The organism is Streptomyces sp. NPDC001194 (assembly GCF_042896985.1).
GTDB lineage: Bacteria > Actinomycetota > Actinomycetes > Streptomycetales > Streptomycetaceae > Streptomyces.
In genome coordinates, this window is sequence record NZ_JBIAXU010000011.1 from 188,206 (window position 1) to 208,798 (window position 20,593).

15 protein-coding genes are annotated in these 20,593 nt (G+C 75.5%); 13 read left to right on the forward strand and 2 right to left on the reverse strand.

The genetic code is table 11. The features are described 5' to 3' along the window. Positions 1-30: 30 nt before the first annotated feature. Positions 31-897, reverse strand: a complete 867-nt coding sequence (locus ACFY1T_RS22520) for a GNAT family N-acetyltransferase (RefSeq protein ID WP_390789721.1) — start codon at positions 895-897, stop codon at positions 31-33. Positions 898-918: 21 nt separating this feature from the next. Between ACFY1T_RS22520 and ACFY1T_RS22525 the strand changes: the two genes are divergently transcribed. The 13 genes from ACFY1T_RS22525 to ACFY1T_RS22585 all read left to right on the forward strand — a co-directional run bounded on the left by ACFY1T_RS22525 (position 919) and on the right by ACFY1T_RS22585 (position 19,126). After that, entirely contained in the window at positions 919-1,500 is a 582-nt protein-coding gene (locus ACFY1T_RS22525) for a hypothetical protein (protein ID WP_037847103.1), read from the forward strand. Beyond that, positions 1,490-2,542, forward strand: a complete 1,053-nt coding sequence (locus tag ACFY1T_RS22530) for a BtrH N-terminal domain-containing protein (protein ID WP_390789722.1) — start codon at positions 1,490-1,492, stop codon at positions 2,540-2,542. The genes ACFY1T_RS22525 and ACFY1T_RS22530 overlap by 11 nt, the downstream gene beginning before the upstream one ends. A 105-nt stretch (positions 2,543-2,647) precedes the next feature. Further along, entirely contained in the window at positions 2,648-2,818 is a 171-nt protein-coding gene (locus tag ACFY1T_RS22535) for a lysine biosynthesis protein LysW (RefSeq protein WP_229335785.1), read from the forward strand. After that, complete coding sequence (gene argC, locus ACFY1T_RS22540; RefSeq protein ID WP_030869976.1) at positions 2,819-3,844, forward strand: N-acetyl-gamma-glutamyl-phosphate reductase; 1,026 nt, start codon at positions 2,819-2,821, stop codon at positions 3,842-3,844. Between the two features lie 177 nt (positions 3,845-4,021). After that, a complete protein-coding gene (locus ACFY1T_RS22545) occupies positions 4,022-4,891 on the forward strand; it encodes a [LysW]-aminoadipate kinase (protein WP_390789723.1) in 870 nt (289 codons plus the stop codon). A 5-nt stretch (positions 4,892-4,896) separates the two neighbouring features. Further along, positions 4,897-8,328, forward strand: coding sequence for an amino acid adenylation domain-containing protein (locus ACFY1T_RS22550; protein ID WP_390789724.1), 3,432 nt, complete (start codon positions 4,897-4,899; stop codon positions 8,326-8,328). Continuing rightward, entirely contained in the window at positions 8,325-9,491 is a 1,167-nt protein-coding gene (locus tag ACFY1T_RS22555; RefSeq protein ID WP_390789725.1) for an acyl-CoA dehydrogenase family protein, read from the forward strand. The genes ACFY1T_RS22550 and ACFY1T_RS22555 overlap by 4 nt, the downstream gene beginning before the upstream one ends. Then, entirely contained in the window at positions 9,488-10,591 is a 1,104-nt protein-coding gene (locus ACFY1T_RS22560; RefSeq protein ID WP_390789726.1) for an acyl-CoA dehydrogenase family protein, read from the forward strand. Before ACFY1T_RS22555 ends, ACFY1T_RS22560 begins: the two co-directional genes overlap by 4 nt. 16 nt (positions 10,592-10,607) lie before the next feature. Then, positions 10,608-11,969 (forward strand): M20/M25/M40 family metallo-hydrolase, encoded by a 1,362-nt coding sequence (locus ACFY1T_RS22565; RefSeq protein WP_390789727.1) that lies wholly within the window; start codon positions 10,608-10,610, stop codon positions 11,967-11,969. Positions 11,970-12,005: 36 nt separating this feature from the next. Next, positions 12,006-15,356, forward strand: a complete 3,351-nt coding sequence (locus ACFY1T_RS22570) for an amino acid adenylation domain-containing protein (RefSeq protein ID WP_390789728.1) — start codon at positions 12,006-12,008, stop codon at positions 15,354-15,356. A gap of 8 nt (positions 15,357-15,364) precedes the next feature. Next, complete coding sequence (locus ACFY1T_RS22575) at positions 15,365-17,050, forward strand: condensation domain-containing protein (RefSeq protein WP_390789729.1); 1,686 nt, start codon at positions 15,365-15,367, stop codon at positions 17,048-17,050. Between the two features lie 13 nt (positions 17,051-17,063). Next, positions 17,064-17,885 (forward strand): tryptophan 2,3-dioxygenase family protein, encoded by an 822-nt coding sequence (locus ACFY1T_RS22580; protein ID WP_390789730.1) that lies wholly within the window; start codon positions 17,064-17,066, stop codon positions 17,883-17,885. Beyond that, complete coding sequence (locus ACFY1T_RS22585; protein WP_390789731.1) at positions 17,882-19,126, forward strand: tryptophan 2,3-dioxygenase family protein; 1,245 nt, start codon at positions 17,882-17,884, stop codon at positions 19,124-19,126. The genes ACFY1T_RS22580 and ACFY1T_RS22585 overlap by 4 nt, the downstream gene beginning before the upstream one ends. Here the strand turns inward: ACFY1T_RS22585 and ACFY1T_RS22590 are convergent. Then, the gene (locus ACFY1T_RS22590; RefSeq protein WP_390789732.1) at positions 19,096-20,397 is read right to left on the reverse strand and encodes an MFS transporter; all 1,302 of its coding nucleotides are present in this window, start codon (positions 20,395-20,397) and stop codon (positions 19,096-19,098) included. The genes ACFY1T_RS22585 and ACFY1T_RS22590 overlap by 31 nt on opposite strands. Between the last annotated feature and the right edge of the window lie 196 nt (positions 20,398-20,593).

The following is a 20,593-nucleotide window of genomic DNA, read 5'->3' on the forward strand; positions in this document are numbered from 1 at the left end:
TCCCGCTGCGGGCCGCCGGGCCGCCGTCGTTCAGGGGCGCGGGGTGCGGGCGGCGCGCGCGGCCGGGCTGCGCCACCAGGCCAGCAGGCTGGTGTGGATCAGCCGGGGCTGGGCGAACGCCGCGATCTGCGCCGCGGGGCGGGCGAAGAACAGCCCGTCCGCGGTACGCCGGTCCGCGGCCGACGCCAGCACCCCTTCCACGGCGGCCCGTTGGGACGGCGTGGCACCGGGCAGGAAGTCGATGCCGAGCAGCGCCTCCTCCGGGGCGGCGGGCAGCGGCTCGCCGGTCCGGCAGCGGGTGCCGCACGGACCGGCCCACCAGGACACCGCCCAGCCGTCCCCGCCGGGGGCGTAGGGCGCTCCGGGCTCCTGTGGGGCGCGCGGATCGCGCACCATGTGGACCTCGGAGAGCGGCTTGTCGGCGGCGCCGAAGTGGCGGACCGTACGGAAGCCGACCCGGGCGTAGAAGGCCGGGTTGCCCCGCTCGACCACGGCGTCGAGCACCACCTGCCGGGCGCCCGCGGCCGCGGCCGCGGCTTCCAGGCGGCGCAGCAGCAGCCGGCCGAGCCCGGCGTGGCGCACCCGGGGGGAGACGGCCAGCCGGCGGACCTCCCAGTCGCCGTCGGGGCGGACCACGGCCCGCACCGACCCGGCGGTCTCCCCGCCGAGGGAGGCGACCCACAGTCCGCGGCCCGCCGCGAGGTCCTCCCGTACGTCCCCGGCCCGTTCGCGGGCGCCGTCGGCGACGGGCAGGCCCGGGACGAGGTCGCCCGCGGCGTACGCGGCCGAGGTGACCGCCGCCACCCGCTCGCAGAGGTCTTCCGGTGCGCCGGGAACAGAGTCAAGGAATCTGATCTGGATATCGACGGCAGTGGCCGCCTTTTCTGTGGTGAGCACAGCCGCAACATAGTGGATGTGATGGGATTGGGAAACACCGTCGTCAATCTGTCCGCGCATTTCAACAATCGCGGAATACAGCCGCCGGACACGCCCGGCGACTACGGGTTCAATATCTGGCGCAATACGTTTCCGGCCGAGGAACTGCCGGAGCCCGGCTCCCTGGTGGACCTCGTGGGGGCGGTCTTCGAGTTCCCGGCCCGCAAGAGCGCCGCCGGGGACAACGTCCGCTGCCGCGGACAGCTGGTGGAGCTGCCCGGCGGCAGCTGGGACTGGATCGGCCTGGTCGGCGCGGCCGAACGGCGCACCGAGGACGAGGTCGAACTGCACTACGCGGACGGCACCGTGCGCCGCGAGTGGCTGCGGATGAGCGACTTCTGGCCGCAGACCGGCGCGTACTTCGGCGAGCCGAGGGCCTTCGTCACCGGCAGCATGCGCTACCCCCGCCACACCCACCTGCACCACGCGCCGTCGATCTGGCAGCAGCGGGTGCCGGTGCGCGTGCCCGCGCCGCTGGCCGCGGTGCGGCTGCCGGACAACCCGGCGATGCACGTCTTCGCCATGACCGTCACAGCGGACGAGGAGAGCCGTCTTGCGAGTTGAACTGGGACCCGTCGGCTACTGGCGGCACGAGCTGTCGCACTGCCTGCACACGACGGCCGGGGTCCTGCTGGGCTTCCACGGGCTGGACCCGGTGCAGGCGCTGGGCGCCGGCTGGGGATTCGACTACCCGGCGGGCGACATCCGCCGCGAGGAGTACTACTTCCCGGGCGCGGCCGAGGACCTCTTCGGCGGGCTCGCCCCCTTCCACGACGTGCACTCGCGCTGGCACGAGCCGGCCGACGCCCGCGAGGGCTGGGAACAGGTCCGGGCCGCGCTGGCGGCGGGCACTCCGGTGGCGGTGGCCGCCGACAACTTCCACCTGCCGTTCCGGCCTGCCTACCGCGACGTGCACACCAACCACCTGATGGTGCTCTACGGGTTCGACGACACCACCGGCGACGTGTTCGTGGCCGACCCGGTGCCGCCCGCCTTCCAGGGGACCATCCCGCTGGCCGCGCTGACCGCCGCCCGGGACTCCGGCAACCCGGTCCACCACGACCGGGACCTGTTCTTCACCGCCAATCCGATCGGCAACCGCTGGCTGGAGCTGCGGATCGGGCAGGACCAGCCCGCCTTCGACGCGGAGTTCGTGGACCGGGTGACCGCGGCGAACCTGCGCGCGCTGCGGGCGGAGCCGGCCGCCGCCGACACCGCCGCGGGGCACCTGCGCGGGCTCGCGGGGCTGCGCACCTTCCTGACGGAGGCCTTCGACCGGCTGCCCGGGGACCCGGCCGTCGGGGACGAGGTCTTCGTCGTCATCGGCCCCGTCCTCGCGGTGACCGGGCTGCACGCGGAGTTCCTGCGCGAGGCCGGCCGGCGCTTCGGCGAACCGCGGCTGGCCGAACTGGCCCGCGAGGTGGACCGGGTCGCCCACCACTGGTCCGCGCTGCGCATCGCGGTGGCCACGGCCGGCCCGGACCGGGCCGGGGCGATGCCGGGGCTGCTGCGCCGCACGGCCGCGCTGCTCGACGCGTACGACCGGGCCCTGGACGGTCTCCAGAGCCGTCTCGAAGCCCGCGGGCAGGCCCTTCAGGGCGCGTAGGGGTTATCCCCGACTGACTGCGCGGGACCCCACCCGGCAGGCTCGACGTGCGGTGGAAACGCCCGCGGAAAACATGCCGAATATCGCATGGAAAGGAATGCTGTCTTGCTCAAGGAAGCATGCCCGGAATGCACCGGAGACGTCTCCGTCGCACCCGAGGTGGAACTCAACGAAATCGTCGAGTGTGCGGAATGCATGGCGGAACTCGAAATCGTTTCGCGCGAACCGCTGATCATGGCCCTGGCCCCCGAGGCCGAAGAGGACTGGGGTGAATAGGTGATCCGCGCCGGGATCGTCGGCGGGGCCGGGTACATCGGGGGCGAACTGCTCCGGATGCTGCTCGGCCACCCCGGGGTCGAGGTCGTGGCCGCCACCTCGACCCGCCTGTCCGGCAGGCGGGTCGACGGCAGCCACCCCAACCTCCGGGGACTGACCGACCTCAGCTACGTCGCACCGGAGCAACTGCCCGAGTGCGACGTCCTCTTCTTCACCGCGTCCAGCCTGGACGACCCCGCCGGGCGGGCCGAGCTCGCCGCCCGCGGCAAGGTGGTCTTCGACCTCAGTGCCGACCTGCGGCTGAAGGACCCCGCGCTCTACCGCAAGCACTACGGCCGGGAGCACCCCGTACCGGACCTGCTCGCGGACGCCGTGAGCGGTCTGCCCGAGCTGCACCGGGAGAGCCTGCGCACCGCCGATCTGGTGAGCGTGCCCGGCTGCATGGCGAGCGCGTCGATCCTGGCACTGAACCCGCTGGCCACGGCGGGTCTGATCGAGTCCCGGGTCACCGTGGACGGCCGGGTGGGCTCCAGCGGCTCGGGCGCCTCGGCGGGCGAGATGAACCTGCACTCCGAGCGCAGCAACGTGCTGCGGGTGTTCGCCCCCCTGGGCCACCGCCACCAGGCCGAGATCAGCCAGGCCACCGGCCTGGAGGCCCTGATGACGGCCACCGGCGTGGACGCCGTGCGCGGCGTGCAGGTGGTCATCCGGGCCACGGCCCGGCCCGGGGTCACGGAGGCGGCGATCCGCTCCGCCTACCGCACGGCGTACGCGGCGGAGCCCTTCGTCCGCGTCGTCGCGCAGAAGCGCGGCAACTACCGCTTCCCGGAGCCGAAGCTGCTGCTCGGCTCCAACTACTGCGACGTCGGCTTCGCCTACGACGCGCCGAGCCGCGAGCTGCTCGTGATCGGGGCGCTGGACAACCTCGTCAAGGGCGGGGCGGGCAACGCCGTGCAGAGCATGAACATCCGCATGGGCTGGGACGAGCGGACCGCCCTGGGCTTCCCGGGGCTGCACCCGATCTGACCGTGCCGGGCCCGCGCCGGTCCGGTTCCGGGCCCCGTACGCCCGTACGCCCGTACACCCGCGCCGGCGCCGACGGGACTCCCCTCCCCCGGCGGCGCCGGGCCCGGCCGGCCCGGCCCCAGCGGCCGGCCCCGCGCCCCTTCGAAAGCCCCGTACCGATCCGAGAGGCAGCGACACATGATTCACCCCGTCACCGTCGTCAAATGCGGTGGCAGCCCGGCGATCGACCGGGAGGCGATGTGCGCCGACATCGCGTCCCTGGCCGCCGCGGGCCGCCGTGTCGTGCTGGTGCACGGCGGGGCCGCCGAGGTCGACCTGCTGGCGGAGCGGCTCGGTGTCCCGCAGCGCCGGCTGACCACGCCCAGCGGCTCCTCCAGCCGCTACACCGACCCCGCCACCCTGGAGGTCCTCCAGCTGGCGCTCGCCGGAAAGGTCAAGCCCGCCCTGGTGGCGGTGCTGGGCCGGTTCGGCGCCCGCGCCGCGGGGCTGACCGGACTGGACGGGGCCACGGTCACGGCCCGGCGGACCGCCGCGCACCGCGCGGTGCTCGACGGCCGCACCGTGATGATCCGCGACGACCACAACGGCCGGATCCGGAAGGTGGATCCGACCCTGCTGACCCTGCTGCTGGAACACGGCATCGTGCCCGTGCTCTCGCCGCCGGCCCTCGCCGAGGACGGCACCGCGGTGAACGTGGACGCCGACCGGACCGCCGCCGCGGTCGCCGCGGCCCTGGGCGCGGAGCGGCTCGTGATGCTGACGGGCGCGCCGGGCGTACTGGCCGACCACCGCGACGAGTCCTCGCTGCTGCCCGAGTACCGGGTGCCGGCCGAGGGGCCCGTCGGGGACGCGGCCGTGGGCGGCATGAAGGCCAAGCTGCAGGCGGCCCGGGAGGCCCTGCTGGGCTCCGTGGCCGAGGTGGTGGTGGCCGACGGCCGCGTGAAGAACCCGGTCTCCGGCGCGCTCGGCGGCGCGGGGACCACCGTACGGCTGGCCGCCGTACACGAGACGGGCGGCGCCGCGCCGCTGACGACGACGGGGAGCTGACGGCGATGGCCGAGACGACGACCGGAACGACGGCCGCGGCGGGAGCGGCGGCCGGTACGGGAACAGCGGCCGGTACGGGAACAGCGGCCGGTACGGGAACGGAGGCGGCCGGTACGGGTGCGCGCAGCCTCGCCGACACCCGCAAGGCCCTGCTGGCGCTGCGCGAGCGCCAGCGCACCACGGTGCGGGCGACGAGCACCTCGATCACCCCGGCGGCCCGGGACCGGGCCCTGCCGCTGTCGTTCACCCAGCAGCGGCTGTGGTTCCTGAACCAGTGGTCCCAGGGCCGGCCCGTCTACAACGCGCCGTCCGTACTGCGCCTGCGGGCGCCGCTGGACCTGCCGGCGTTCCGGCGGGCGCTGACCGCCCTGGTGGGGCGGCACGAGATCCTGCGCACCCGCTACCCGGAGCTGAACGGGGTGGCCTACCAGCACGTCGACCCGGCCCCCGCCGAGGTGCCGCTGCCGGTGACCGACCTCGGCGCGCTCCGCGGCGCGGAGCAGGAGGCGGCGGTCGAGGCCCACGTACGGGCCGAGATCCGGCACTCCTTCGACCTGGCCGCCGAGCACGCCCTGCGGGTGTCGCTGGTCCGGCTCGGCCCGCAGGAGCACGTGCTGGTCCTGGCCATGCACCACATCGCCACCGACGGCTGGTCCACGGACATCCTGACCCGCGAGCTGGTCGCCCTCTACCGGGCCGAGGCCGCCGGAACCGCTGCCGGTCTTCCCGAACTGCCGGTGCAGTACGCCGACTTCGCGGTGTGGCAGCGCGGTCACCTGACCGGCGAGGTGCTGGACAAGCAGCTCGCGTACTGGCGGGAGCGGCTCGCCGGAGCCGCGACCCTCGACTTCCCCGCCGACCGGCCCCGGCCCGCGGACCCCACCCGCGACGGCGCCACGCTGACGCGGATGCTGCCGGACGAGCTGCTGCGCGGACTGCACCGCACGGCCCTGGCCGAGCGGGCCACCCTGCTGACGGTGGTGCTCGCGGCGTTCACCGCGCTGATGTCCCGCTACACCGGCCAGGACGACGTCGTCCTCGGCTCGGTGTTCTCGGGCCGCACCCGGCCCGAGATCGAGAACCTCATCGGCTTCTTCTCCAACACCCTGGTCCTGCGCACCTCCACGGAGGGCGACCCGACCTTCCGCGAGCTGCTGCGGCGCACCGGCGAGACCGTGATGGGCGCCCACTTCAACCAGGACCTGCCCTTCGGCACCCTGGTGGACGAGCTGGCCCCCGAGCGCGACCCGAGCCGCAACCCGCTCTTCCAGACCTGCTTCACCCTCCAGCACGCGGCGGCCGCGGAGGCCGAGGCGGGCGGGCTGTCCGCCGAGCCGTACCCGGCCGACCCGGGCACCGCCCGCTTCGACCTGGCCGTGCAGCTGACCGAGGTGCCCGGGCAGGGCCTGCGGCTGTGGGCCGAGTACTCCACCGAGCTGTTCGACACCGACCGGATCGAGCGGCTGTTCGGGCACTACGCCCGGCTGCTGCGGGCCGTCACCGAGAACCCGGAACTGCGCCTGAGCGAGCTGCCGCTGCTGACGGACGCGGAGCACAGGCAGCTGGTCCGCGGCTGGAACGACACCGCGCGCACCCACGGCTCGGAGGAGCTGTGCCTGCACCAGCTCTTCGAATCCGTCGCCGACGCCCACCCCGACGCGGTGGCCGTGGTGTACGAGGGCGAGGCGCTGACCTACCGGGAGCTCGACGAGCGGGCCGACCGCCTGGCCCGCGCGCTGCGCGCGCAGGGCGTCGGCCCCGAGTCGGTGGTGGGCGTGCTCGCGCGGCGCGGCCCGGCGCTGCCGGTGGCCTTCCTCGCGGTGCACAAAGCGGGCGGCGGCTACCTGCCGCTGGACCCGGACCACCCGGCCGCCCGCTGGGAGCTGCTGCTGGAGGAGGCCGGCGCCCGTACCGCCGTCACCACGGCCGACCTGGCCGGGGAGCTGCCGGCCCCGGTCACCGCCGTGCTCGCCGACGACCCGGCGCTCGCGGACGGGCCCGCGCCCGGCCGGCTGCCGGCCTCGGCGGGGCCGCGGAACCTCGCGTACGTGATCTTCACCTCGGGTTCGACCGGGCGCCCCAAGGGCGTGCAGGTGGAGCACCGCTCGATCGTCAACTTCTCGCGGGCCATCACGGAGCTGTTCCGGATGGGCCCCGGGGACCGGGTGCTGCAGTTCGCCAACCCCTCCTACGACGTCAGCCTGTTCGACTTCTTCTCCGCGCTGACCAGCGGCGCCGCCCTGGTCCAGGCCCCGCGCGAGACGCTGCTGGACCCCGGGCGGCTGACCGCCCTGATGCGCGAGCAGCACGTCACGGTGGCCGACCTGCCGCCGGCGGTGCTCGGGGCGCTCGACCCGGCGGCGCTGCCGGAGCTGCGGATGCTCTTCGTGGGCCTGGAGGCCTTCCCGGGCGAGCTGGTCAACCGCTGGAACACCGGCGGGCGCGAGTTCCACAACGGGTACGGGCCCACCGAGGCCACGGTCGCCTGCATCGACTACAAGTGCCCGAAAACGGTGCACGACTCGATGCCGCCCATCGGCAGCCCGCTCGCCAACTACACGGCGCACGTGGTGGACCGGTTCGGCGCCCTGGTGCCCGTCGGGGTCCCGGGCGAGCTGCTCGTCGGCGGCGCCGGGGTGGCCCGCGGCTACCTGAACAGCCCGGAGCTGACCGACCTGAAGTTCGTACCGGATCCGTACGGGGACGACGGCGACGGCGGCGACGGCGGGGAGCCCGGGCGGCTGTACCGCACCGGCGACCTCGTGGTCCGCCGGGCCGACGGGAACCTGGAGTTCCGCGGCCGCGTCGACCAGCAGGTCAAGATCCGCGGGCTGCGCATCGAGCCCGGCGAGATCGAGCAGGCGCTGACCGCGGAGCCGGAGATCGCCGAGGCGGTCGTCGTCGCGCACGGCGAGGGCGCCGACGCCCGGCTCGTGGCGTACGTGGTCCCCGCCCCGGGCGCGGACGCCCCGGACGAGGGGGAGCTGCGCCGCCGGCTCGGCGGGCGGCTGCCCGCGCACCTGGTGCCGGCCCTCTTCGCGGTGCTCGCCGAGCTGCCGCGGGCCGCGAGCGGGAAGCTGGACCGGGCCCGGCTGCCGGAGCCCGAAGCGGCCGCGGCCGCCGTGGAGTTCGAGGCCCCCTCGACGCCCACGCAGATCGCGCTGGCGGGCATCTGGGAGGAGGTCCTGGGCCGGGGCGGCTTCAGCACCCACGACGGGTTCTTCGCCGTCGGCGGCAACTCGCTCAAGATCACCCAGTTCGCGGCCCGGGTCCGGGAGCGCTTCGGGGTGGAGCTGGAACTGCGCGACCTGTTCGTCAACAGCACCCTCGGGCAGCTCGCCGACCTGGTCGAGGAGCGGGAGCTGGCCTCGGCCGACGACGCCGAGCTGCTGGCCCTGCTGGAGCGCGCCGAAGCCGCCGGCGGCGGTGCGCTGTGACCGGCCGGCACCCGGGCGGGCTCACCCCCGCCGAGGAGGAGTTCCGCGGGCGGGTCCGCGCGCTGCTGGCCGAGGAGCGCGTACGCGCCCTGGCCGACGAGATCGCCGCGTACCCGCCGGACACCGAGGCCACCCACCTGCCGGTGCACCGCTGGCTGGGCGAGCGGGGCTGGCTGGCCCCGAACTGGCCCCAGGAGTACGGCGGGGCGGGCCTGGGCGCCGCCGAGGCGGCCATCGTCACCGAGGAGATGACGCTCGCCGGGATCCCCGACGACGTGCACGTCCTCAGCATCGACATCGTCGGCCGGTTCCTGCTGGAGGTCGGCACCGAGGAGCAGAAGAAGCGGCACCTGCCGGCGCTGGCCGCCGGCGAGGAGATCGCCACCGTGCTCTTCACCGAGCCGGACGCCGGATCCGACCTGTCGGGGCTGCGCACCACCGCGCGCCGCGACGGCGACGGCTGGCGGCTGTACGGACGGAAGATCTACAACATGAAGTCGCAGTACGGCGAAGTGGCGCTGTGCGCGGCCCGCACCACCGACTCCCCGGTGGCGATGCACGGCATCACCCTCTTCCTGCTGCCGCTGCGCTCCCCCGGCGTCCACGTGGAGCCCGTTCCGACGCTGTGCAACGACCGGTTCAACCTGGTCGTCATCGACGGGGTGCGCCTCACCGAGGCCGACGTCCTCGGCGAGGTCGACAACGGCTGGGCCCTGATGAACGACCTGCTCCAACTGGAGCGCACCGGCATCGACTTCCACGCCAAGGCCCGCCGCCTGCTGGACCTGGTGACCGAGCGTGCCGCGGCCACGGGGCGGCTGGCGGACCCGGCGTACGCGCTGCCGCTCGCCGCGCTCGACGCCCGGCTGCGCGCCGGGCACGCCATGGCCTGGCAGCAGGTGCGCAACCTGGGCGCCGGCAGCCCGGACCCGGTCGGCTCGGCGATGGCCAAGTGGTACGTCACCGAGCAGATCCGGCCGGTGCTCGACCTCGCCCTGGAGGTCTGCGGACTGGAGGCGGCCCTGACCGCCTGGGACGGCGCCGCGCCCGACGGCGGGGTGCTGGAGGCGGGCCTGCGCATGGGCCCCTCGCACCGGCTGGCCTCCGGGACCTCCGAGGTCATGCTCACTCTGATCGCCACCAACGGTTTGGGGCTGCTTTGACGACGGCCGTGCTCGACGGGCTGAGGGAACTGTTCGGGCAGGAGCTGGCGCCGGTGCTGCGCCGGCTCGGGGAGCGCCCGCGCGGCGCCGCGGACGGGCCTGCGGCCCGGCTCGGCGAGGAGGACGCGGGCACCCGCGAGGCCGTCTGGGCCACCCTGGCCGAGCTGGGCGCCTTCGGCCCGCACGGCGAGGACGAACGGGCCGCGATCGCCGAGCTGATGGGCGCCGCGCTCTACCAGAGCCCTTACGCGGACACCGTGACGGCGGCCGCGCTGCTGGCCGCCACCGGGGATCCGGCGTACGGACCGCTGCTCGACGGGGTCGCCCGCGGCGCGGCGGCCGTGGCCCTCGCGGTCCGGGAGGACGGGCTGACCGGGCCCGCCCGGCCCGGCCCGCTCACCGTGCACCGCGGGGCGGACGGGTACGCGGTCTCCGGCCGGCGGCCCTTCACCGCCTTCGCGGCCGACTGCGGCCACCTGGCGGTGGTCGGGGCCGGCGCCGACGGGGAGCCCGTACTGGCCCTCGTACCGCGCGAGCAGCCCGGGGTGCGCCTGGGGCGCCGCGACGACATCGGCCGCGGCGACCTGTACGCGGTGGAGCTGGACCGGGCCGCGGTGTCCGGGGCGGTCCACCCGGTGGGCGCCACCTGGCCGGCCGTGCTGGCCGCGGCCCGGATCCGGCAGGCCGCCGCTCTGGTGGGAGCCGCGCGGGCCGCCGTGGAGCTGGCCGCGGAGCGGCTGAGGTCCCGGCAGGCCTTCGGGCAGCCGCTGGCCCGGCAGCAGGCGCCCGCGCACCGGCTGGCGGCGCTGGCCGCCGAGGCCGCGACCGCCGCGGCCTTCGCCCGCTCGGCGGCCGCGGCCGCCGACCGCGGGGAGGACGTACGCGCCGCCGGCGCCCAAGTCCTGTACCTGGCGGGCGACCTGGCCCGGCGGGCGGCTGCCGAGTCGGTGCACCTGCACGGCGCCCACGGCATGACGGAGGCCTGCGACGCCCAGCTGTTCCTGCGCCGTGCCGCCGTGGACTCCCAGTGGCTGGGCACGGGCACCGAGCTGCTGCGGGAGGCGGCCGCGCTGCTCGCCCCCACCCCGAACCCCCGCTGATCCGAAAGGCCGCGCCATGCACGACTCCCCGCTCCTGGACCCGGTGCCGCTGCTGCGGGACCTGATCCGGATCGAGACCGTCAACCCGCCCGGGGACGAGGGCCGCCTCGTCGCCCACCTCGAACGGCTGCTGATCGCCGAGGGGATCACGGACCACAAGGTGGTCGGCCCCAGCGCGGAGCGCACCAACCTGGTGGTGCGCTTCCCCGGCCGGGGCGAGGCCCCGCCGCTGCTGCTGCACGCGCACTCCGACGTGGTGCCGGTGACGGGCCAGGAGTGGACGCACCCGCCGTTCGAGGGCCGCCTCGTGGACGGGGAGGTGTGGGGCCGCGGCGCGATCGACATGAAGGGCGGCCTCGCGATGATGCTGTCCGCCCTCTTCCGGCTGCGCGCGGCCGGGGAGCGGCCCGCCGGGGACGTGGTCCTCGCGGTGGTCGCCGACGAGGAGGACGGCAGCGGGGCCGGCGCCGCCTACCTCGTCGAGCAGCACCCCGAGCTGTTCGAGGGGGTGCGGTACGCCATCGGCGAGGAGGGCGGGGCCGGGATCGAGCTCGCCGGGATCCGCTTCCATCCGGTGGTGGTCGCCGAGAAGCGGCCGGGCTGGCTGCGGCTGACCCTGCGCGGGCCCGGCGGGCACGCCTCGCGGCTGGCCGCGCCGGGCAATCCGACGGCCCGGCTGGGCGCGGTGCTGACCGCGCTGAGCGGGGCCCGGCTGCCGCGCCATCAGATGCCGGCCGCCGACCGGATGCTGGCCGCGCTGGCCGGGGCGCTGCCGGAGCCGCTGGCCGGGGCGGTGACCCGGCTGCGGGAGGACCGCGAGGGCGACGCGCCGCCGGCGGGGCTGCCGCTGAACGAGGCGCTCCAGCTGGACTCGGTGCTGCGGCACACCGTCAACCCGACGGTGGTGCGCACCGGGCACAAGATCAACATGATGCCGGCGGAGATCACCGTCGACGTCGACGGACGGATCCTGCCCGGGGAGTTCGAGGTGGCCGACCTGGTCGCCGAGATCCGCGCCCTGATCGGCGGGGAGGGCGAGGACGCCGACGCGATCGGCATCGAGCTGCTGCACGAGGACCCTCGGGTCCGCCCCGAGCTGATCGCGGAGCCCGAGTTCGGGCCGTTCTACGACCGGCTGGAGGCGATCCTGCGCGAGGCCGACCCCGAGGCCGTGCCCCTTCCCGTGATGAGTCCGGCCACGACCGACGCCACCGTCTTCGCCCGCCTCGGCATCCGCTGCTACGGCTGGCTGCCGCTGCTGCTCCCCGCCGGGTCCCCGCACCGCCGCCTGCTGCACTGCGCCGACGAGCGGATCCCCGTGACCGCCCTGGAGTTCGGCACCCGCTGCCTGACCGAACTGCTGCGCACCCACCCCTGAACCGCCGGTCCCCTGACGACGAAGGCCAGTGACGCCATGTCCTCCGAGTTCCTCTCCCCGCAGCGCGCCGCGCTGCTCGCGCAGCTGCGCCGCGGGCGCGGCCTCGGCTCCGCGCCCGGCGGCATCACGCGCCGGCCCGACCCGGCCGCCCCCGCCGCCCCGTCCTCCGGGCAGCGCCGGCTGTGGTTCTTCGACCAGCTCCAGCCGGGCAGCGCCGCGTACAACATCGCCTGCGGCGTGTGGCTGCGCGGCGCCCTCGACCGGCCTGCGCTGGAGCGGGCACTGACCCGCATCACCGAGCGGCACGAGGTGCTGCGCAGCGTCCTGCGCGCCGACGGCGAAGGCGGCGTACGGGCGGTGGTCCTGCCCGTGGCGCCCGTCGCCGTGCGCACGGTCGACGCCCCCGGCGAGGAAGGGGAGGAGCTCGTACGGCGGGCCGGGCAGATCGCCGCCGAGCCCTTCGACCTCGCCGCCGGACCACTGCTGCGCTGCACCCTGCTGCGCGGCGCCGGCGATGCCCGGCTGCTCGTCCTGGCCATGCACCACGCCGTGTCCGACGGCTGGTCGCTGCAGGTGCTGATCCGCGAACTGGTCGAGCTGTACGGGGCGCAGGCCGAGGGACGCGAGCCGCGGCTGCCCGCGCTCCCGGTCCAGTACGCCGACTACGCGCTGTGGCAGTCGCAGTGGCTGGCCTCCCCGGCCGCGGCCGCGCAGCTGGAGTACTGGCGGGAGCGGCTCGGCGGGGCCGTCCTCGCCGACCTGGCCACCGACCGGCCCCGGCCGGCCCGCTCCGACTTCTCCGGGGCGCACGCCCGCTTCGAGGTGGGCGCCGCGGCGGGCGCCCGGATCGGCGCGCTCGCCGACCGGCTGCGCACCACCCCCTTCACGGTGGCCATGGCCGCGTTCGCCGCGGTCCTCGCCCGCTTCACCGGCCAGGACGACCTGGTGGTGGGCACGCCGGTGGCGGGCCGCGGCCGGGCCGAGACGGCCGCGCTGGCCGGGTTCTTCGTCAACACGCTGCCGGTGCGCGTCGACCTGTCGGGCGACCCCTCGCTCGAGGAGCTCGTCGGGCGGTTGCACGGCGAGGTGCTGGACGCCCGGTCGAACGCCGACGTGCCGTTCGACCACCTGGTCGAGGAGCTGCGCCCGCAGCGGGACGCGGGCGGCCGCACCCCGCTGGTGCGCTACCTGTTCCAGTCCGACGAGAGCGCCCGGGAGCCGGTGGTCGTGGGGGGACTGGAGATGCTGCCGGTCCGGCTCGACACCGGCACCGCCAAGTTCGACCTGGCCGTGGACCTGTCCCCGCGCGCCGACGGCGGCTTCGACGGGCTCGTCGAGTACAGCACCGAGCTGTTCGACCCGGCCACGGTGGAGCGGATCGCGACCGCGCTGCGGCTGGTGCTGGAGGAGGCCGGGCCCGCGCGGGCGGCCGCCGCCCTGTCGCGGCTGCCGGTCATGGCCCCGGCGGACCGCGCCGAACTGCTGGAGCGGTGGAGCGGGGCGGGCGTGCCCGCCGTGGCGACCGACGTCCCCACCGTGCACGGCCACATCGAGGCCCAGGCCGACCGCACTCCGGCCGCCACCGCCGTCCAGTACGGCGAGGAGCGGCTGAGCTACGCCGAACTGGACGAGCGGGCCAACCGGCTCGCGTGGGAGCTGCGGGCGCGCGGCGTCGGCCGGGGCGACCTGGTCGGGGTGGCCCTGCCGCGCGGCATGGACCTGATGGTCGCGCTGCTCGCCGTGTTCAAGTCCGGCGGCGCCTACCTGCCCCTGGACGCCGGCTACCCGGCGGCCCGGATCGAGATGATGCTCGAGGACGCCGGGGCCCGGGTCGTCGTCACCGACACGGACGCCGTGCCCGCGGAGCTCACGGCCGCGGCCGGGGCGGCGGGGGCGCAGGTGCTGTGCCTGCGCAGGGACGCCGAGGCGGTCGCCGCCCGTCCGGGACACCGCCCCCGGGCGGGCGCGGGTGCCCGCGACCTCGCGTACGTGATCTTCACCTCGGGGTCCACGGGCCGGCCCAAGGGAGCCGTGAACGAGCACGCGGCCGTCGTCAACCGGCTGCTGTGGATGCACCGGGCGTTCGGACTCGCCGAGGGCGAGGGCGTGCTCCAGAAGACGCCCATCGGCTTCGACGTCTCCGTGTGGGAGCTGTTCTGGCCGCTGATGGTGGGCGGCCGGTGCGTGCTCGCCCGGCCCGGCGGCCACCAGGACCCCGAGTACCTCTGCGAACTGATCGCCTCGGCCGCCGTCACCACCGTCCACTTCGTGCCCTCGATGCTGGCCGCGTTCACCACCGCCGGGCGGCTGCCCGCCGTGCGCGACACCCTGCGCCGCATCGTCTGCAGCGGCGAGGAGCTGCCCGCCGCGCTGGTCACCGAATGCGCCGCGCTGCTGCCCGGCACCGGGGTGTTCAACCTGTACGGGCCCACCGAGGCCGCCGTCGACGTCACCTGGTACCCCTGCGCCGAGGGGTACGGCAGCCGGGTTCCGATCGGCCGGCCGATCGACGGCGCCCACGTGTACGTCGTCGACCGCGCGGGCCGGCCCGTTCCCGCCGGCGTGGCGGGCGAACTGCTCCTGGGCGGCCCGGCCGTGGGCCGCGGCTACTGGCGCCGGCCCGGACTGACCGCGCAGCGGTTCGTACCCGACCCCTTCGGTGCGCCCGGATCCCGCCTCTACCGCACCGGCGACCTGTGCCGGTGGCGGGCCGACGGCACCCTGCAGTACCTGGGCCGCATCGACCACCAGGTCAAGCTGCGCGGGATGCGGATCGAGCCGGGCGAGATCGAGGAGGCTCTGCGCACCCACCCGGGCGTGGACTCGGCCGTGGTCTCGGTGCGCACCGGCAGCTCCGGAACCCCGGTGCTGGTGGCGCACGTCCGCCCCGCCGAGGGGCCGGACGTACCGGACGGGCTGGGCGCCGTCCTCCGCGCCCACCTGCGGGGGCTGCTGCCTGCCCACATGGTGCCCACGGCCTTCGCCCCGGTCGCCGAGTGGCCGCTCGGCCCCAACGGCAAGCTCGACCGGCGACGGCTGCCGGACCCGGAGCCGGCCGCCCCCGAGGCCGGCCGGGTCGCGCCCGCGACGCCCGTGGAGAGCGAGCTGTGCGCGATCTGGGCGCAGGTGCTGGGCGTGCCCGCCGTCGGCGCCACCGACAACTTCTTCGACCTCGGCGGGCATTCGCTGCTCGCCACCCAGCTGCTCGCCCGGGTACGGGCGCGGTACGGGGTGGAGCTGCCGCTGGGCCGGCTGTTCGCGGCGCCGACGGTGCGCGCGACGGCCGAGGCCCTGGCCGCGGCCGGGCGCCGCCCGGCTTCCGCCCCCGCCCTGCGGCGCATCGACCGGTCCGCCTACCGCGTGCCCGCCCCTTCGATTGCGGAGTGACCCCTGACATGACCCAGACCGAGACGTCCGAGGAACTGTTCTCCCTGCCCGCCTCGTTCGGACAGAAGCGGATGTGGCTGCTGGAGCAGGCGGGCAGCGGGACCGCCCTCTACACGATGCGTGCCGCCCTGCGGCTGCGCGGCCCGCTGGACCCCGCGGCGCTGGAGCGGGCCCTGACCGAGGTGGTCGCCCGGCACGAGGTGCTGCGCAGCGTGCTGCGGCTGGACGGCAACGACATCGCACAGGTGGTGCGGGCCCCCGGCCCGGTCTCCCTGCCCGTCGTGGAGGTGCCCGGCGGCCCGGAGGCGGCCGTGGCCCTGGCCGCGGAGCTGAGCCGGGAGCCCTTCGACCTGGCAGCGGGCCCGCTGCTGCGCTGCACGCTGCTGCGACTGGCCGAGGAGGACCACGTACTGCTGGCCCTCGTCCACCACAGCGTCTGCGACGGCATGTCGCTGGGCGTGCTGCTGCGCGAGCTGACGGCCCTGTACGAGCCCTGCCTGCACGGCGCCGCGCACCAGCTGGAGGAACTGCCCCTGCAGTACGCGGACTACGCCGTCTGGCTGCGCGAGCAGGTGGCCTCCGGCGCCCTGGAGGAGCAGCTGGCGTACTGGGGCGAGCGGCTCGCCGGGGTGCGCGAGCTGCGGCTGCCCGCGGACCTTCCGCGTCCCGCCGTACGGGCGTGGTCGGCGGTGTCGGCGCCGGTGAAGGTGGCGGCGCCGGTGGTGCGCCAGCTGCGGCTGACCGCCCCCGGCGGCGGGGTGACCGCCTCGATGGTGGCCCTGGCCGCGTACGCGGTGGTGCTGTCGCGCTGGAGCGGGCAGGAGGACCTGGTGGTGGGGCTGCCCGTGGCCGGGCGGCCCGAGGTGGACCTCGAACCGCTGGTCGGGTTCTTCGTGAACACGCTCCCGATCCGCGTCGACCTGTCCGGGGACCCGTCCTTCGGCGAGCTGCTGGCGCAGGTCCGGGACCGGTGCGTTGAGGCGTACTCCCGGGCGGACGTGCCGTTCGAGCTGATGGTGGAGCGGGCGCACCCGGACCGGCGGGCCGGCCGGCTGCCCCTGGCGCAGACGCTGCTGAACGTGCAGCAGTCCGTACCACTGGGCCTCGCCCCGATCACCGGCGTGACCCTGGAGCCGGTCGAACTCCCCGACACCGCGCTGCAGTTCGACGCCGTCGCGGACCTGGTGGAGCAGGGCGACGCGGTCACCGGACACGTGTCCCTGTCCGCGGACCTCTTCGCCGCCGAGACCGCCGCCCTCGTGGCCCGCTCGCTGTCCGCGGTGCTGCGGGCCGCCTCCGCGGCCCCCGGCACCCCCCTGTCGGCGCTGCCCTGCCCGGTGGCCGACGCCCGCCCGGCCGCGGGCGGCGCCCAGGCGCCCGAGGAGGCGTACGAGGAGCCCCTGCGGGACCTCCCGGCGGGCGGCGGGAAGCCGCAGACCCCCGGCGAGCACCTGCTGGTCGCGCTGTGGCACGAGGTGCTGGAGGTCTCCGAGGTCGGCGTCCACGACGAGTTCTACGCCCTCGGCGGGAACTCGATGCGGGCCGTGCGGATCGTGACCGCCGCCCGGGAGCAGGGGCTGGAACTCCCCCTGGACCGGATGCTCGGCCAGCACACCATCCGCGAGGTCATCGCCCACACCGAGGCCGCCGCGGCGGCCGGGCACCGCACCACCGCCGCGCCCGCGGCCGCCTGACAGGAGAAACCCCGTGACCACCCAGACCACCGAACCCGAGGCGGGGGCCGCAGCCGCCGGCAAGGACTACTCCGTACCGGTACTGCCCGGCACGGGGGACACGGACTACGCCCGCTACATGCGGACCGACACCCTGCTGTCCCTCCAGCGCCGCCCGGAGGAGGTCATCCACCGCGACGAGCTGCTCTTCCAGGTGGTGCACCAGTCCACCGAACTGTGGCTCAAGCTCGCCTGCCAGGAACTCACCGACAGCACCCGGCTGATCGGCGAGGGCTCCTTCGACACGGCCGTACGGCTGCTGGAGCGGGCCCGGCTCGGCGTCAGGCTGGCCACCGACCAGCTGGAGATGATGCGCCGGCTCTCGCCCTGGGACTTCCAGACCATCCGCACCGTCCTGGGCCACGGCTCCGGCTTCGAGTCCCCCGGCTGGGCGGCCGCCCGCCGCGCCACCGCGCTGCTCGGCGAGGCCTTCGACCGCGCCGTCGAGGAGCGGGGCATCGACCTCGCCGAGGTCTACCGCACGCAGCCCGACACCCCCGTGCACCGCCTCGCCGAGGCCCTGATCGGCTGGGACGAGGGGATCTCCCTGTGGCGGGTGGAGCACTGCAAGATGGCGCTCCGCCTGCTGGGCGAGGACGTCCTGGGCACCAAGGGCATCCCCATCGGCGTGCTGACCAAGCTGATCGGCCACCAGTTCTTCCCTCGCCTGTGGCTCGTGCGCACCGAGCTCACCCGCACCGGCCCGATGGGCGACGCCGCCCCGGCCGCTCCGACAGCGCCCCCGGCTGCTCCCTGCCCGGCGGCCCCCCTTCCCGAGGAGAAAGACCGCAAATGAAAGCGCTCACCGACTGGCTCGCAGCGCCCGAGCCGGACCGATTCCCCTACGCCGGCGTGGTCGCCGCCTACCGGGAGGGCGGCAAGCACTTCGTCTCCGAGCCGCTGCTGGCCCTGCTGGACCGGGCGCGCGGGGAGCTGGCCGCGGCGCCCGCCCCGGCCGGGGCGGGGCAGGAGGCCGCGCGCGAGGTGCTCGACCGCTTCCTGGACACCGCCCTCGACAAGTACGACGGCCGCTACGACTACCCCACGTACACCGCGCTGTCCCTGCTGGCCCCGCCCGCCGGCGCCACCGCGGAGGAGGTGCGCGGGCACCGCGACCGGCTCGTCGTGCACCTCCTCGGCGACCTCGCCCGCTTCGAACTGGCCGCCGTGGCCGGGGAGACCGCCCTGCTGCCGCAGCTGCGCCCGTCCCCGCTGCTGGTCGGCAAGCGCCACCGGCTGGCGCTGCGCGTGGCCGCGCCCGCGCTGGCCCGGCTGGGGCTGCCCGGCCCCGTACCGGGCGAGGAGCCCGAGAAGGCGGCGCGCCGGCTGTGGGAGACGTCCGACGCGTCGATGACCGGGCGGGAACGGCTGGTGCTGGAGCTGAGCATGCTGCCGGTGCACGTCACGCACGACGAGTACCTGTTCATCCGCGTGCTCCAGGCCTTCGAGGCCACCTTCACCCTGCTGGCGGCCGAACTGCGGGCGGCGATCGACTCCCTCGACGCGGGCCACGGTCCCGCCGCCGCGGACCGGCTGCGCCGCGCGGCGACGGCCCTGACCGAGTCCGCGCCGCTGTTCTCGCTGCTCGCCACCATGCAGGCAGAGGCCTTCCGGGTGTTCCGGGAGTTCACCGAGGGGGCGAGCGCCATCCAGTCGCGCTCGTACAAGCTGGTGGAGTCCCTGTGCCGGACCCCCGACGCCGAGCGGCTCCACTCGCACGCCTACCGCTCCGTGCCCGAGGTCCGCGAGCAGGTGCTGGCCGGCCAGCGGACCCTGGACGACGCGTACGCGGACGCCCTGTCGGGGCCGTTCGGCGACCGCGGCCGCGTGCTCCCGGCGGCCGCCGCCATGGAGGAGTTCGCCTCCGCCCTGCGCCGCTGGCGCCAGACCCACTACCGGCTCGCCGTACGGATGCTGGGCAGCCGCAGCGGCACCGGGTACACGGAGGGGACCCCCTACCTCGGCGAGGTGCGGAAGATCCCCGTGTTCGACTCCGTGCACCGCTCTCAGGAGGCGCAGGCCACCTCCGCGGCCTGATCCGGGAGGGTGCGCAGGGTGCGTACGGAACGGCCCGCGATCGGCGCGACCGAGAGCAGCAGCAGGACCGGTGCGACGGCGAGGGCGGTACGGGCCCCCGCGTACTGGGTGAGCAGCCCGGCGCAGGTGGTGCCCAGCGTGAGCATCCCGAAGCTGATGAGCCGGTAGGTCGCGGTCATCCGGGCGTACAGGTGCGGGGCGGTCAGCCGCTGCCGCATGGTCACCGCGATCACGCTGCCCGCGGAGGCGCCTCCGGTGCCCAGCAGGTAGGCGAGTGCGCTCACGGGCAGGTCGGCGCCGCCGCCGTCGGCGGTGAGCAGCAGCAGGTACGGCGTGGTCGAGAAGGCCAGGACGGTCAGGAAGGCCGGTCCGAAGCCAAGGCGGCGCAGCAGCAGCGGGGCGGTGAGCGCCCCGGCGACGGCGCCGAGCCCGCCGGCGACCATGACGAGCCCGAAGTCCGCGCTGTCGTGGCCGAGTTCGCGGACGAAGCGCATCAGGAAGGCCAGGTTCAGCAGGGCGACGCCCGCGTTGTAGACGCCCGCGTGGACGGCGACGGCACGCAGCGGCGGGTTGTCCAGGACCGAGCGCAGTCCCTCCCGGAGCTCGCGGCGCAGGTCGCGCGGGGCGGCGGAGCGGACGGTCTTCTCGCGGTGGCGTACGAGCATCAGGGCGCTGGCGGAGGCCAGGTAGGACAGGGCGTCGAAGACGAGGGTGGCGGCGGGGCCGAAGAGCGCGACGAGCCAGCCGGCGAGCCCGGGCCCGGCGGTGCCGCCGACGGCCTGGTTGGCCGTCACCAGGCTGTTGGCGGCGGGGAGCTGGGCGGCGGGCAGCAGCCGCGGCAGGTAGGCGGTGGCGGCGATGTCGTAGACCGCGCTCAGGGAACCGCCGAGCAGGGCGATCAGCCAGACGTGCCACATCGCGAGCCCGCCCTGGAGCGCGAGGACGGGGACGGCCAGCACGAGGGCGAAGCGGGCGAGGTCGGCGGCGATCATCACGGGGCGGGCGGGGCGGCGGTCCAGCCAGACCCCGGCGAACAGCGGCAGCAGGAAGAACGGCGCCATGTAGAGGGTCTGGAGCAGGCCGACCTGGGTGCCGGTCGCGTGCAGGCCGGTGACCATCAGCAGCGGCAGCACGAATTCCGTGATCTTGGAGCCGAACTGGGAGACGGCGTCCCCCGCCCACAGGGCCCGGTAGTCGCGGGTGGTGCGCAGCGGGTGGCGGGGGCGGGCCGGCCCGGTGCCGGGCTCGGTGCGTGGCTCGGTGCTCGTCATGGTGACCTTTCCACGGGTTCCCGGAGCCACCGCGTCAACGGCGTTAACGCCGTTGACGCGGTGGCTCCGGGACGCCGTTGACGGCGGAGTGCGGGAGACCGGGTCCGGGCACCCTGACGGACTCTCACAGCCCCCGCCCGCGCAGGGCAGTCGGGGAAAGCCCCGATCGAGACGGGGACGGCGGCTGGGCCAAGGT

Excerpts from the sequence above, each read along its gene's own strand:
- ACFY1T_RS22525 (WP_037847103.1), top strand. The coding sequence starts at position 919 with ATGGGATTGGGAAACACCGTCGTCAATCTGTCCGCGCATTTCAACAAT.
- ACFY1T_RS22545 (WP_390789723.1), top strand. The coding sequence starts at position 4,022 with ATGATTCACCCCGTCACCGTCGTCAAATGCGGTGGCAGCCCGGCGATC.
- ACFY1T_RS22550 (WP_390789724.1), top strand. The coding sequence starts at position 4,897 with ATGGCCGAGACGACGACCGGAACGACGGCCGCGGCGGGAGCGGCGGCC.
- ACFY1T_RS22565 (WP_390789727.1), top strand. The coding sequence starts at position 10,608 with ATGCACGACTCCCCGCTCCTGGACCCGGTGCCGCTGCTGCGGGACCTG.
- ACFY1T_RS22570 (WP_390789728.1), top strand. The coding sequence starts at position 12,006 with ATGTCCTCCGAGTTCCTCTCCCCGCAGCGCGCCGCGCTGCTCGCGCAG.
- ACFY1T_RS22575 (WP_390789729.1), top strand. The coding sequence starts at position 15,365 with ATGACCCAGACCGAGACGTCCGAGGAACTGTTCTCCCTGCCCGCCTCG.
- ACFY1T_RS22585 (WP_390789731.1), top strand. The coding sequence starts at position 17,882 with ATGAAAGCGCTCACCGACTGGCTCGCAGCGCCCGAGCCGGACCGATTC.
- ACFY1T_RS22590 (WP_390789732.1), bottom strand. The coding sequence starts at position 20,397 with ATGACGAGCACCGAGCCACGCACCGAGCCCGGCACCGGGCCGGCCCGC.